The sequence below is a fragment of the Brucella sp. LJL56 genome (assembly GCF_054871705.1).
In genome coordinates, this window is sequence record NZ_JBTXLQ010000008.1 from 124,797 (window position 1) to 138,885 (window position 14,089).

The following is a 14,089-nucleotide window of genomic DNA, read 5'->3' on the forward strand; positions in this document are numbered from 1 at the left end:
ATTCCTGAATAGGCAGCTTATCTATCCTACAGCTTTGCGCCGATACTCCGGCAAGCCGACAATTGGCTCAGGACTTTGGAATATCTCGCCACGAAGTCACTGTGCACGGAAATGGTGCGGGTCTCAGCCCGTGCCCTTTTATGACCCCATGCCTTTCTATGACAATGCGTGAGGTAACGATTTTATCCTGTCATGACAAGGGTACAAACGCCGCAATGTCACGAAGTCGCGCACATCTGAAACAGCATTTCGTTTGAGGGGTTTCGCGTGGAAAAGGCTTTCGCCAGAACGGTTTGATACGCAATTTCTATCACCGCCGTAAGTTACCTGCGGCAACACGTCCAGACTGGAGCTGATCCCAATTTAGTGGAATCACAGCAACAGCCGGAACTGTCATTGCAGGACATCTCGCCACGCAGACCATTCCCACATACGGGAGATACACTCTAGTTTCCGCGTAAGCGATCCGTTTCGCGACGTTCTTTCTTGGTCGGGCGCCCTGCCCCGCTCTCGCGCTGCGGCGTTGCGGCCACTGGTGCCATCGCAGTCGCTGATGCCGGTGGCGGCGTAAGATCTTCATAAAGAAGCTGTGCTTCAGGCGCCGGGCCGCGACGTTCACCCGGAGCAAGTATCTTGTAAACGAGGATGCGCCGGTCGAGCGTAATGGTCAGTACATCGCCGACCTTCACCTGATGAGCGGCCTGGTCGATCTTGTCACGGTTGACCCGGACTTTGCCGCCAACGGCGAGTTTCGCCGCCAGCGATCTTGATTTGACCACGCGCGCGAAGAACAGCCACTTGTCGATTCGCTGTCTTGCGCCCGTTTCTGCAGTCATCTTACTTCTTCATCTGCTCTTTCAGAGCAAGAAGCTTGGCAAAAGGCGAATCGGGATCGATACGCGCAGGACGTTCCTGCTCCACCCGTTTGCCGCCCTGATGGCCATGATCGCGCTTCTGCTGACGCTGATTGCCACCACGGAAGTCACCCTTGGAACCTTCGCGCTTGCCTTCGCCGTCGTGACGCTTTTGCTTGTCGAAGCGCTTGCCGCCGCGATCGTTACGCGCCTGCTGGTCTGCGCCGCCTTCGGACTTGCGTGCCTCGCCACCCTGATCACGGTTCTGATGACCGCGATTCTGATTGCCACGATTTTGACGCTGACGGTTCTGATCCTGATTGCGGTTGCGGCCTTCGAAACGACCCTGACGCCACAGAAGAACAGGCTTTGGCTCTTCAGCCACCGCTTCTGCCGTTTCATCCGGCTGGGTGGCTTCCGCGGCTGCAGCAGCGGCTTCTTCCACCTTGGCTTCGGTTTCTGCCTCGGCTGCAACAACCGGTGCCGGTACAGGTTCAGCCGCTGGCACAGCAGGCTTTTCAGCTTCTGCGACCGGTGAAACACCCGTTTCCTTGGCTGCAGCTTCCGCTGCAAAGGCATCGAGTTCGGCAAGCTTCCCTGCTACGGCAGCCGCGTCCATGGCCTCGTGACGATAGCCAAGGCTCTTCAGGATCTCTTCCATATCATCGGTGGTCGCACCGAGAATGGACATCATGGCCGGTGTAACAATGAAGCGTCCGCCATCATAAGCGCCATCTGGACGAGTGCCCGACCCCGGACGCCAGGCAAGTGCCGGGCGAATGAGGTCGGCAAGACGTTCCAGAATATCGATACGCACGGCGCGACGGCCCAGCACACGATAACCTGCCAGACGGTAGAACATCGGATCGAAAGCCGGATCGACCACGACCGAGGTACGGCCCGCAGCCAGCACATTCACGACATCGCCATAACCGGCGCGTTCGCGGCCATCATTCTTCAAGGCCCAGAGCAGCGTAATGAGGCCGGCCGGAGCTGGCTTCAGCAACATGGGCATGAAGACATGATAGGCACCGAAACGCACACCGAGACGGCGAAGCGCCGCGCGCGAATCCTGATCGAGGCCACGCACTTCCTCTGCCACATCGCGGCGCGGAAGAATGCCAAGATTCTCAACGATCTGGAATGCAAGACCGCGCGTCATGCCCGTCAGGGCATCGGCGGCAGCCAGATCGGTGAGCGGCTTCAAAATGGTTTCGATATGATGAGCTACGAAACGTTCGATGCGCGCGGCAACTTTGTCGCGCGCCGCTCCGGTAAGCTGTTCGTCGGCCAGGATCACCGCACGCGGCTTCAGCAGCTCATCGCCCGCAACCAGCGTTGCGACCGTTGAGCCAACCCAGCGCATAACGCCGTCCGAGCCGAGCGCGAAATCGCCATTCGGCGCAGCAGCAAAGCGCTCCGCGCGACGTTCAAACTCGGCGGCCAGCGCCTTTTGTGCAGCCGACTTCACCGCCTTGGCGTCCGGCCCCTCGGCCTGAACGTCAGCGGTAAAACGGAATCCTTCCAGTTGCCCGACATTATGGCCTTCGACAATCACGTCTCCGGCCGGGCTGATTTCTGCTTCAAGCATGGCATTCTCTCTCAGGCGCCTCATAAGCACGCTTGTCCTGCGGTCTACAAAGCGTTTCGTCAACCTTTCATGCAGCGCGTCGGACAATCTGTCCTCAATTTCGCGCGTCTTTTCCTGCCAGTGTGTCGGATCGGCAAGCCATCCCGGCCTGTGCGACACGAAAGTCCAGGTTCGAATTTGCGCCACACGATGCGACAGGGTATCGATTTCCCCCTCTGTGCTATCGGCGCGGCGCAGTTGTTCGCTCATATAATCTTCATCGACGCTCCCTCGGCGGACAAGATCCTGATAGATGGTTGCAATGATATCGGCATGCTGCGCCGGCGCGATCTTGCGATAGTCGGGCAGCGCGCAGGCGTCCCACAAGAGCTCGATCCGTGCCGGTGTCTTTGCGAGCCGCACAATCTCGTCGTCTTTCGACAAATTTTCAAGCGCTTGTTGATCGACGGCTGGCAAAGCTTTGGCCAACCCTTCGACCGGCGCGGGTGTCTCCAGAGAAAATCGCAAGGATTCGAGCGATGAAAAGTCGAAACGGGCAGTACGCCATTGCAGAACTTTCACCGGATCGAAATTATGCGCTTCCACCCGCTCGACCAGTTCTTCGTCGAACGGACGCACCTGGCCGGTTACACCGAACGTGCCGTCACGCAGATGTCGACCGGCGCGTCCAGCGATCTGTCCCACTTCGGCGGGCGTCAGATCACGGAACTGATAACCGTCAAATTTGCGGTTCTGCGCGAACGCGACATGATCGACATCGAGATTGAGTCCCATGCCGATGGCATCGGTCGCCACCAGAAAATCGACATCGCCCGACTGGTAAAGCTCGACCTGCGCATTGCGCGTCCGCGGGCTGAGCGCTCCCATCACGACGGCAGCACCGCCGCGCTGGCGGCGGATCAGTTCGGCAATCGCATAAACTTCATCCGCTGAAAAAGCGACAATGGCCGAACGATTCGGCAGGCGCGTGCTCTTCTTCGAACCGGCATAGGCCAGATGCGACAGACGCGGACGCGTCACCACATTTATGCCGCGCAAGAGCTTTTCCAGAATAGTGCGCATGGTGGCGGCGCCGAGCAGGAGCGTTTCCTGGCGCCCGCGCAAATGCAGGATGCGGTCGGTGAAAATATGACCGCGCTCAAGATCGCCAGCCAATTGCACTTCATCGATTGCCACGAAAGCCGCGTCGGTGCGGCGCGGCATGGCCTCGACCGTGCAGACGGAATAGCGCGCACCGGGCGGCACGATCTTTTCTTCCCCCGTCACCAGCGCGACATTAGCCGCCCCCACCCGTTCCACGACGCGACTATAGACCTCGCGCGCCAGGAGGCGCAGCGGTAGGCCGATCATGCCGCTTCCATGCGACAACATACGTTCGATGGCCAGATGGGTTTTGCCGGTATTGGTCGGCCCCAGCACCGCAGTCACGTCGCGGCCACTCAAGGTCAGCGGCAAATCATGGGCAGGGAGTTGGTTCATGCCAATAATCGGGTTCCCGGTACAAGCGCCCGTCACGGGCTGGATGCTGGTTCTTGCGATAGCACTATACGACCTGCACCGAAAGCGCTCCTGTTAAGTTTCAAGTATGGACGAGTTGCCAATGTTTCGACGACCGATATGCAGCCAGTCAATAACGTGTCGATTAACAATTGGAACGACTCTGGAACGAATCGGCGACGAATCGCTGACTCCGAAGTCTTCGCCTTTTGTTCACGGCAACATATAGTGATCGTAACACAAAAACCCACCATATAATGAATCGGACGGTCCGCTTTTCTGTATTCTTCTGACGCGAAACGACAAGGCTGTTAACTTTTGGAAAAACCTGTCAACGGGCTGTTTCAACGGCAACGGGATTCTTCAGAAAGTCTTAATGATTACTGATGGTTCGGTCACGTCGAAATCGATGAAAATCCAATTTCCATTAACCTTCAGGCCAAAGCCGGAACGAATCGGCGACGAATCGGCGATCTGCAAATTTTCTCCATTTGTTCTCACCACATCTGGTAGTCAGTGACCTTGGCACGCCATAGAAAAGCAAACCCGAACCGACTTGGACGGCCCTGTCACCAGCTTCGCGTTAACTTTTCCGGCAATTTCATCACGCCGACGACGGTGATTTCAAGCGTCTCATTGCGGAAACAAAAAGGCGGACGGAGCTTATTTCTCCACCCGCCTCAAGGCTTGTTATGGAAGTATCAGTCGCGCTCGACACACAAAGCGACGCCCATGCCACCGCCGATGCACAACGTCGCCAGGCCGCGCTTGGCATCACGGCGCTTCATTTCATAAAGCAGCGTGGTCAGAACACGCGCACCCGATGCGCCGATAGGGTGACCGATAGCGATCGCGCCGCCATTCACATTGACGATATCCGCATCGAGACCGAGATCGCGCACGACAGCACAAGACTGCGCAGCAAAGGCTTCATTGGCTTCGACAAGATCAAGATCGCCGACGCTCCAGCCTGCCTTTTCCAGCGCCTTCTTCGTTGCCGGAATCGGGCCTGTGCCCATGATCGAGGGATCGACGCCAGCCGTTGCCCAGGAAACGATGCGCCCAAGCGGCTTCACACCGCGTTGGGCGGCTTCATCCGCATCCATGAGCACAACCGCCGCCGCTCCGTCATTGATGCCGGACGCATTGCCAGCGGTGACCGTACCTTCCTTGTCGAAGGCCGGCCTCAGCTTTGCCAAAGCCTCCATCGTCGTGCCGGGACGGATATATTCATCAGCCGAAACAACGATATCACCCTTGCGGCCCTTCACGGTGAAGGGAACGATTTCATCCTCAAATCTGCCGGCACTCTGTGCCGCCTCTGCCTTCTGCTGCGAGGCCAGTGCGAACTCATCCTGATCGCCGCGGGTCAATTGCCACTGGCGGGCAATATTTTCAGCAGTGATGCCCATGTGGTAACCATTAAAGGCATCGATCAGACCGTCCTTCAGCATGGTATCGACCATCTTGAAGTCGCCCATCTTCACGCCTGACCGCAAATGGGCGCAATGCGGCGCCATGGACATGGATTCCTGTCCGCCCGCCACGATGATCTTGGCGTCGCCGGAAAGTATCTGCTGCATGCCGAGCGCAACCGCCCGCAAACCGGAACCGCACAGTTGGTTGATGGAAAACGCAGTCGTCTCCTTGGGGCAACCGGCATCCATCGCGGCCTGCCGCGCGGGGTTCTGTCCCTCGCCTGCGGTCAGCACCTGTCCAAGAATGACCTCATCTACATCCGTCGCAGCGACACCGGCACGTTCCAACGCACCTTTGATGACCGTAGCGCCCAGTTCATGCGCTGGGACATTGGCAAATGCACCGTTGAAAGCGCCGACTGCGGTGCGGGCCGCGCTGGCAATGACGATGGCTTTCGGGTCGGACATTCTTTCCTCCTTGAAATGTTGCGCAACAGAAAGACCAAAATTCAGGCCTTGGCAAGCTTTGCTGTGCGTCAGCAACCGTCTTCATGAAAATCGATAAAGTGTTTTTCCCGTGACGAGCACCATTGGAGCGTGCATCGCCGACCATGATCGCTAAATTACATTTAGCTATATATAGGAGATATCCATGCTTTCACTGACGCTCGAACAAGCCAATACGATCATTGCCGGTGCTTTTGCCAAGGCGGGCGAACTGAAACTGAAGCCGCTGGCTGTCTCCGTCTTCGACGCAGGCGGAAATCTGAAGGCGTTTCAGCGGCAGGACGGAACCTCGATCCTTCGCTTCGAGATCGCCTCGGGCAAGGCTTTCGGCGCACTCGCCGTCGGAACGGGCTCGCGCTGGCTGCACAATCAGGCCAAGGACCGTCCGCACTTCCTCGAAGGACTGTCGGGCGTATCGGGCGGCAAGGTCGTGCCGGTGCCGGGCGGCGTTCTGATCAAGGATGCAGGCGGCGAAATCCTCGGTGCGGTCGGCATTTCAGGCGACACATCGGACAATGACGAAATTGCAGCCATCGCCGGTATCGAAGGCGCAGGATTTGCATCTGACGCAGGCTGATTTTTGAAATAAGCTCACGATCAAGGCCGCTTTATGCGGCCTTTTTTCATGCGCCTTGGCCAGCGACCACACAAAAGAAAACGCCGCTTCCGGAAACCGGAAACGGCGTTTTTGAAAGCCATCTTTCGGCTGCAATGCAGCGTCAGACTTATTCCTTAGCTTCGAGGACCTGACGGCCGCGATACATACCGCTCTTCAGATCGATATGATGCGGACGACGAAGTTCGCCCGAATTCTTGTCCTCGACATAGGTCGGGGCCTTCAGAGCGTCAGCCGAACGGCGCATACCGCGCTTGGACGGAGACGTTTTTCTTTTAGGTACTGCCATGGATCCAGCTCCACTGATCGGTCAATAAACGTCCGGCACGGCCCCTGTGGAGCCTGTCACAGCGGACAAAATTCCGGAAAGTCACGTGCCTATACACGCTCTCGCTGGCTTTGACCAGTCGGAGTCTGATCTTTTTTTCGTAACGCGTATTTATTGCACGCAAACCACATAGGGCCCCGCCCTTGCAGCACGTCCGGCGACGATCCGCGCGATGCGCTGCATATTGCGTGTCGGCTTGGCAGGATTGCGAAGTGCGGGGTTTGGCAACGTGACGGCAAGCAACGCGGATTGCTGGGCGGTGAGTTTAGCGGCCGGACGCTTGAAATAATGCTGGGCTGCGGCCTCAATACCATAAATGCCTGGCCCCCACTCTGCGATATTGAGATAGATCTCCATTATGCGCCTTTTGGAAAGAATACCGTCAGCAGCCAGCGCCAGCGGAAATTCGAGCCCTTTTCGGACATAGGAGCGCCCATTCCAGAGGAAGAGGTTCTTCACTGTCTGCATCGTGATCGTGGAAGCTCCGCGGCTCGGGCCTCCTTCGCCCGCATCATCCAGAACCAGCCCTAGCTGATGCCAATCCACTCCGCCGTGGCTACAGAACTGGCCATCCTCGGCCATCATCACCGAATTGACGAGAACCGGTGCGATATCGTCGATACTGACCCATCTGCGGTCCACGCCCTGCAACAGAACATAGTCCTTGACCATCAAGGTCGAGATCGGGCGGACGAAGGGCACGGAATAAACGAGAAGCAGGAAAATCGGCAGTACAGCCAGAATCACCAGAATCTTGAGCGCGAGAGCAATCCGGGCACCCCAAACGGGATCTGCCAGATAATTGCGCCCACCTTTGCTCTTGATGATGATTTTTGCCACTGCCACCGCCTGCTACCTTCCCCTAAGCGACATAAACCATTCCTTAATAAGTTTGAACCGGAATCCATAATCCAACCGGGGAAACAAGTCGAAACGTGCCGTTTCGTGACGGTCAAATGAAAAAGCCTGTGCTGATCGTTATGGCCAGTTGACCAATTCAGCGCTTTCGTCCATCCCCTTTGCCATGGAAAAGCTGTCGACCGATTTCACCGCCATTCTCAACCATCGTGCCATGGAAGTGGAAATAGCACTGACGGGCCTTCTGGATCAGCGTCTGCGGACAGGAGAAATCGCCCGCCCGGAACGGCTGCTCGCCGCCATGCGGCACGGTGTCCTGAACGGTGGCAAGCGCCTCCGGCCTTTTCTCGTTGTCGAAAGTGCCGCTTTGTTCGGCAAAGGTGGCGACGCTGTTCTGCGTGTTGCTGCCGCTCTCGAATGCATTCACTGCTATTCGCTTGTCCATGACGATCTGCCAGCTATGGACGACGATGATCTGCGGCGCGGCCAGCCAACAGTGCACAAGGCATTCGATGAAGCCGCCGCCATTCTGGCTGGTGACGGCCTTCTGACCTATGCTTTCGACATCATCTCATCCGATGAAACCGATCTCGATGCAGCAATTCGCGTGCAGCTCGTTTCAGCGCTTGCCCGCGCATCCGGCCTCGGAGGTATGGTGGGCGGACAGGCGCTCGATCTGATGGCCGAAACCAGCAAGCCCGACGAAGCCGGTATCATCACGCTGCAGGCGATGAAGACGGGCGCGCTGATCCGCTTTGCCTGCGAGGCAGGGGCCATCATCGCCAATGCCTCCAGTGAGGACCGCGAACGTATGGCCGAATTCGGTTCCGCCATCGGCCTTGCCTTCCAACTGGCCGACGATCTTCTGGACGTAACCGCCGACGCTGAGGCGATGGGCAAGGCCACCGGCAAGGATGCAGCCGCCGGAAAAGCTACGCTGGTTTCACTGCACGGCATCGACTGGACGCGCAAGCAACTGTCTGGACTGGTTGCCCAAGCGGAAAGCCTCCTGGTGCCTTTCGGTAAGGATGCGGATATTCTGAAGCAGGCGGCCCGCTTCATCGCCGAGCGCCAGAGCTAGAGCATTTCCAGCAAAAGTGCGAAGCGGTCTTGCGCAGGATAATGCGTAAAACAACTATTTAGAGATCGTCCTCGCGTATCTTGATGATGACCACATCATCGGCGGAAAGCATACGCCCATCCTGAGCACGCACATCAAGCGCGGCCACGTCCTCGCCTGAAGCGCTGTCGACAAGGCGTGAATGCGTCTCACCCGGCGCAAAGAGGTGCTTTTCGCCCCATTGCCGGAGGGACACGATGACAGGCAGCAGATCGCGCCCTTTTGCCGTCAGCCGATACTCCTGATGTGCACCGCCATTGGGATCGGGCACAGATTCCATGATCCCTTCGCCCGTCAGCTTGCGCAGACGTTCCGAGAGAATATTGCGGGCAATTCCCAGATTCTTCTGAAAGGCGCTGAAGCGCGTCACGCCGTCAAAAGCCTCGCGCACGATCAGCAGCGACCACCAGTCGCCAATTACATCAAGCGCCCGCGCACTCGGGCAATAATCGCCCTTCATGCTTTTCTTCCGAACCATGTTCACTCCATCGATTGCAATCTGGTTGCAATATAAAACCTTTTGCACTACAAGCAAAATGGTTTCATTTTAAAACCATTTTAGGAGTCCATCATGCAAACTTCAACCGACGCGGCAGCAACGCTGTCCGCGAACCCTGATGCACGCCCTTTGCTTTCTTCGGCCACTCTTTTTCTGTTTGCGGCTGCAAGCGGACTAGCGGTAGCCAATGTCTACTTCGCTCATCCGCTACTCGATGTGATGGCCGACGATCTTGGCCTCAAGCGATCAACTGCAGGCCTCATCGTCGCCGCCAGCCAGATCGGCTATGCTCTCGGCCTGATTTTCCTGGTCCCGCTCGGCGATCTGTTCAACCGACGCAAACTCATCATCACGCATTTTCTTCTGTCGGTCCTGTCCCTGATCGCAATCGGTTTTGCGGCCAATGCCACCGTGCTTCTGGTCGCCATGGCTTTTATGGGCCTGCTCGCCGTCGTCACACAGGCGCTTGTTGCCTATGCAGCGAGCCTCGCAGAACCCGCACGACGCGGCCATGTGGTCGGCATCGTAACCAGCGGTATCGTGCTCGGCATATTGCTGGCACGCGCGATAGCAGGCGCCCTCACCGACATTGCCGGCTGGCGCAGCGTCTATTTCGTTTCCGCCATTCTTACATTTTTGATCGCGCTCCTGCTCTGGCGCAGCCTCCCCAACCAGAAACGACAGCAGACGAGCGTCAGCTATGCGGCACTCATTTTGTCGCTCGTGACGCTGTTTCGCTCCGAGCCGGTGCTGCGCATTCGCGCCATCATCGCCATGCTGATCTTCGCCAATATCACCACTTTGCTCGCGCCAATGGTCATGCCGCTCAGCGCACCACCCTTCGAACTGAGCCATGCCCAGATCGGTCTGTTCGGACTGGCCGGTGCTGCCGGAGCGCTTGCTGCGTCGCGTGCCGGGAGCGTGGCGGATCGCGGTAATGCCCAGCGCATGACAGGCTTCGCCTTGTTGTTGATGTTCTTCTCATGGGGCCCGATAGCCCTGCTCGGACACTCGCTGCTCTGGCTGATCGCAGGTGTGCTGATTATCGACTTTGGCCTTCAGGCCATCCACGTCACCAATCAGGCTATGATCTATCGTGTGCGCCCGGACGCGCAGAACCGGCTCACCGCCGCCTATATGGTTTTCTATTCTATCGGCAGCGCAAGCGGTTCAGCACTTTCAACCTGGGTCTATGCCCATGCGGGCTGGAATGGCGTGTGCCTGCTTGGCGCAGGCATCAGCCTTGTCACGCTCGTCTACTGGGCAGCGACGCTGAAGGCGACACCCGAGACCGCAACCCGAGCAGTGACGTTGCCTGCTTAGTTCTGTCCGGCAGCAATCTTCTTATCGAGTCCAAAACGGTTCTCGATGTAATCGGCAACCATCTTCTGGAACTCCTCGGCAATGGCAGGACCACGCAGCGTCGTGACCTTCTTGCCATCGACAAAGACCGGTGCGGACGGCGTTTCGCCCGTACCGGGAAGCGAGATACCGATATCGGCATGCTTCGATTCGCCCGGACCGTTGACGATGCAGCCCATCACGGCCACCGAAAGCGCTTCCACGCCGGGATATTTCTCGCGCCAGACTGGCATATTGCGACGAATATCGTCCTGAATGGTCTGCGCCAGTTCCTGGAACACGGTCGACGTCGTGCGTCCGCAACCGGGGCACGCCGCAACGATAGGGATGAACTGTCGGAAGCCCATGGTCTGGAGCAATTCCTGCGATACCTGCACTTCGCGGGTGCGATCACCGCCAGGTTCCGGGGTCAGCGAAATGCGGATCGTGTCGCCAATGCCCTGCTGCAGCAGAATGCCCATGGCCGCCGACGAAGCGACGATGCCCTTGGTGCCCATGCCAGCTTCAGTGAGGCCCAGATGCAGCGCATGATTGGAACGCTGCGCCAGCATGGTGTAGACGGCGATCAGATCCTGCACCTGGCTGACCTTGGCCGACAGAATGATCTTGTCGCGACCAAGGCCGATCTCTTCGGCAAGATTGGCGGAAATCAGCGCCGACTGCACGATGGCCTCGCGCATGACTTCCTGTGCGCTCAATGGCGCGCCAGCGTCCTGATTGCGATCCATCAGCGTGGTCAGCAATTCCTGATCGAGCGATCCCCAATTCACGCCGATACGGACAGGCTTGTCGTAGCGGATCGCCATTTCGACGATATCAGCGAACTGCTTGTCCTTCTTGTCCTTAAAACCGACATTGCCCGGATTGATGCGATATTTTGCAAGTGCTTCCGCACAGGCCGGATGATCGGCCAGCAGCTTGTGCCCGATATAATGGAAGTCGCCGACCAGCGGCACATCATGCCCCAGACGCTCCAGCCGTTCGCGGATTTTCGGCACAGCCGCAGCCGATTCATCGCGATCCACCGTGATGCGCACGATTTCCGAACCGGCGCGGTGTAAAGCCGCCACCTGCGCGACCGTGGAATCCACGTCCGCCGTGTCCGTATTGGTCATTGACTGCACGACAACGGGCGCACTGCCGCCGACGATAACGCCGCCGACACTGACGCCAACCGATTGGCGGCGAGGAAATGGATGCGAAAAATAGCTGACGGTCTCGGAAGACATTTTGCTCTGTTCTTAACTGTACCTGTTTTCAGGTGGCGCAGCGCGACGCGAATGTCAACGCCCGCATTTATCTGGGTCTGCGTATATCCGGCTTTCGCTTTATATAATCGCTTGCCGACGCAATGTCGCCCTCTCATTATGTCCTGATTGACAAGGAGGATCCTGCCCATGACCGACGCAACTGCCCGCAAAACCGCAATCGTCACCGGATCGAATTCCGGGATCGGCCTCGGTATAGCCCATGCGCTGGCGGCGGCAGGACACAACGTTGTGATCAACTCATTCACCGACCGTGACGAGGATCACGCGCTCGCGGCCAAGCTCAGCCAAGAACATAGTGTCAGCGTGGTCTATATAGCGGCCGATATGTCGAAGGCCGACCAATGCCGCGAGCTCATCGCAGAAACTGTAAAACAGTTCGGCCACGTGGACATTCTCGTCAACAATGCCGGTATCCAGCATGTATCTCCGGTCGAGGCGTTCCCGACGGAGCAATGGGACCGCATCATCGCAATCAACCTGACATCGGCCTTTCACACCTCTGCTGCCGCGATCCCGCATATGCGTAAGAGCGGCTGGGGCCGCATTATCAATATCGCATCTGCTCATGGCCTCGTGGCATCGCCGTTCAAATCGGCATATGTGGCTGCCAAGCACGGCATTGTCGGCTTCACCAAAACGCTGGCGCTGGAACTTGCAACTGCAAAGATCACCGCCAACTCCATCTGCCCCGGCTATGTGCTGACGCCGCTTGTCGAGGCGCAGATACCGGACCAGATGAAAGCCTATCATATGGACCGCGAAACCGTGATCCGCGACGTGATGCTGGACAAACAGCCGACGAAGGAATTCGTCACCACCGCACAGATTGGCGCTGTTGCCGCCTTCCTCGCAGGCGATGCGGCAGCGCAGATCAACGGCGCCGCCATTCCTGTCGATGGCGGCTGGACGGCAGAGTAGCGCATCCCGAAAAGTGGGAACCGGTTTTCGGATAAGATGCGCGTCATAAGAAAGTTCAATGCTTATGGTCGGCGTATCGGGCCAGACTTGAGAAGGCGAGCACGACCAGTAGCAGAGCAGGAAGCGCCAGAAACACTACGCCGAAGCCGCTATGCTTGGCGACAAAGCCGATCAGCGACGGCGCTACCAGCATGCCGGAATAGCCAAGCGTCGTGGCTATCGACAGGCCGACACTCGGATTGACGCCGGGCATATTGCCAGCCATCGAGAAGGCTATCGGCACCATGTTGGAAATGCCGATCCCGCAGATCGCGAAGCCGATAATCGCGGTTGCCGAGCTGTTTCCGAAACCGACGATCAGCATGCCAATGATAGCAATGATCGTGCAGGCGCGCAGAGTTTTGACTGCACCAAACCGGTCGCGAACCAGATCGCCTGCAAAACGCATGATTGCCATAGAACCCGAAAATGCTGCGAAGCCGAAGCCTGCCACCGTGACGGAAGCGCCAAGATCCTGACGCATATGATAGGCGCCCCAATCGAGGATAGCCCCTTCCGGCACCATGGAGAACAGTGCCATGACGCCAACAAGCCAGGGCAGAGGATTGCGCGGCAAGGTCAGCTTCTGCTTTTCGCCGTTCGGATGATGATGCTCCGTGTCCGGGACAATCGAGGGCCAGGCGACGGCGATCAGGATGGCGGCGACAATCGTCGTCACCAGCGCATGAACCGTCGACCCGAATTGCGCGATGAGAAAGCCGCCCGTGGCAGCGCCGATCAGGCCGCCAAGGCTCCAGAAAGCATGGCAGGATGACATGATCGCCCGGCGCATCTTCTTTTCGACCGCCACCGCATTGGCGTTCATCGACACGTCCATCGCGGCCATGGTCCCGCCGAAATAAAACATCACGATCACAGCCGTGATCACATTCGGCACCAGTGCGATGACCAGCAGAGCCGGAATGAAGGCAAGCGCAAAAATGCGCACCACCATACCCGAACCGCGATGCGCCGAAAGAGCGCCTGCGACCGGCATCATGGCCAGGGAACCAAGGCCAAAGACGAGGATCATCAGTCCCATTCCAGCGCTATCAAGCCCAAGGCGCTCCGCAAATTCCGGGATTTTCGGGGCCCAGCCACCAAAAATATAGCCGTTCATCAGAAAGAGGAGTGCAACGGCAATCCGCTCTTTGGTTATAATCGGCGCACGCGCAGGCGCCGCATCTTCGCGTCCGGAAACCTGTTCCATC

12 protein-coding genes are annotated in these 14,089 nt (G+C 57.9%); 4 read left to right on the forward strand and 8 right to left on the reverse strand.

Annotation, left to right across the window (positions count from 1 at the left end):
- Positions 1 to 446: 446 nt before the first annotated feature.
- From ACYSN1_RS18910 to ACYSN1_RS18920, 3 genes are all read right to left on the reverse strand, one after another.
- Positions 447 to 836, reverse strand: coding sequence for an RNA-binding S4 domain-containing protein (locus ACYSN1_RS18910; protein ID WP_461727080.1), 390 nt, complete (start codon positions 834 to 836; stop codon positions 447 to 449).
- Position 837: 1 nt separating this feature from the next.
- Positions 838 to 3,924 (reverse strand): helicase-related protein, encoded by a 3,087-nt coding sequence (locus ACYSN1_RS18915; RefSeq protein ID WP_461727081.1) that lies wholly within the window; start codon positions 3,922 to 3,924, stop codon positions 838 to 840.
- Between the two features lie 719 nt (positions 3,925 to 4,643).
- On the reverse strand, positions 4,644 to 5,828 hold the full coding sequence (locus tag ACYSN1_RS18920) for an acetyl-CoA C-acetyltransferase (RefSeq protein WP_461727082.1): 1,185 nt from the start codon (positions 5,826 to 5,828) through the stop codon (positions 4,644 to 4,646).
- A 184-nt stretch (positions 5,829 to 6,012) separates the two neighbouring features.
- Here ACYSN1_RS18920 and ACYSN1_RS18925 point away from each other — a divergent pair, with 184 nt between their 5' ends.
- Positions 6,013 to 6,444 carry a GlcG/HbpS family heme-binding protein gene (locus ACYSN1_RS18925; RefSeq protein ID WP_140021987.1) on the forward strand — a complete coding sequence of 144 codons (432 nt, stop codon included), beginning with the start codon at positions 6,013 to 6,015 and terminating at the stop codon, positions 6,442 to 6,444.
- 148 nt (positions 6,445 to 6,592) lie between these two features.
- Here ACYSN1_RS18925 and rpmF read toward each other — a convergent pair whose 3' ends face one another.
- Entirely contained in the window at positions 6,593 to 6,772 is a 180-nt protein-coding gene (rpmF, locus tag ACYSN1_RS18930) for a 50S ribosomal protein L32 (RefSeq protein WP_006467787.1), read from the reverse strand.
- 150 nt (positions 6,773 to 6,922) lie between these two features.
- On the reverse strand, positions 6,923 to 7,651 hold the full coding sequence (mtgA, locus tag ACYSN1_RS18935; RefSeq protein ID WP_461727158.1) for a monofunctional biosynthetic peptidoglycan transglycosylase: 729 nt from the start codon (positions 7,649 to 7,651) through the stop codon (positions 6,923 to 6,925).
- Between the two features lie 184 nt (positions 7,652 to 7,835).
- On the opposite strand from mtgA, the gene ACYSN1_RS18940 reads away from it, so the two are divergent.
- A complete protein-coding gene (locus tag ACYSN1_RS18940) occupies positions 7,836 to 8,750 on the forward strand; it encodes a polyprenyl synthetase family protein (protein ID WP_461727159.1) in 915 nt (304 codons plus the stop codon).
- Positions 8,751 to 8,808: 58 nt separating this feature from the next.
- Here the strand turns inward: ACYSN1_RS18940 and ACYSN1_RS18945 are convergent, their stop codons facing one another.
- Positions 8,809 to 9,267: a winged helix-turn-helix transcriptional regulator gene (locus tag ACYSN1_RS18945; RefSeq protein WP_461727083.1), complete on the reverse strand. Its 459-nt coding sequence runs from the start codon at positions 9,265 to 9,267 to the stop codon at positions 8,809 to 8,811.
- Positions 9,268 to 9,360: 93 nt separating this feature from the next.
- Here ACYSN1_RS18945 and ACYSN1_RS18950 point away from each other — a divergent pair, with 93 nt between their 5' ends.
- On the forward strand, positions 9,361 to 10,611 hold the full coding sequence (locus tag ACYSN1_RS18950) for an MFS transporter (protein ID WP_461727084.1): 1,251 nt from the start codon (positions 9,361 to 9,363) through the stop codon (positions 10,609 to 10,611).
- Here ACYSN1_RS18950 and ispG read toward each other — a convergent pair.
- Positions 10,608 to 11,879 (reverse strand): flavodoxin-dependent (E)-4-hydroxy-3-methylbut-2-enyl-diphosphate synthase, encoded by a 1,272-nt coding sequence (ispG, locus tag ACYSN1_RS18955; protein WP_461727085.1) that lies wholly within the window; start codon positions 11,877 to 11,879, stop codon positions 10,608 to 10,610. The two genes, ACYSN1_RS18950 and ispG, sit on opposite strands and share 4 nt — an antisense overlap.
- A 168-nt stretch (positions 11,880 to 12,047) precedes the next feature.
- On the opposite strand from ispG, the gene ACYSN1_RS18960 reads away from it, so the two are divergent.
- Complete coding sequence (locus ACYSN1_RS18960; protein ID WP_461727086.1) at positions 12,048 to 12,839, forward strand: 3-hydroxybutyrate dehydrogenase; 792 nt, start codon at positions 12,048 to 12,050, stop codon at positions 12,837 to 12,839.
- Positions 12,840 to 12,894: 55 nt separating this feature from the next.
- On the opposite strand, the gene ACYSN1_RS18965 is transcribed toward ACYSN1_RS18960, so the two are convergent.
- Positions 12,895 to 14,088 carry an MFS transporter gene (locus ACYSN1_RS18965; RefSeq protein WP_461727087.1) on the reverse strand — a complete coding sequence of 398 codons (1,194 nt, stop codon included), beginning with the start codon at positions 14,086 to 14,088 and terminating at the stop codon, positions 12,895 to 12,897.
- Position 14,089: the final 1 nt, after the last annotated feature.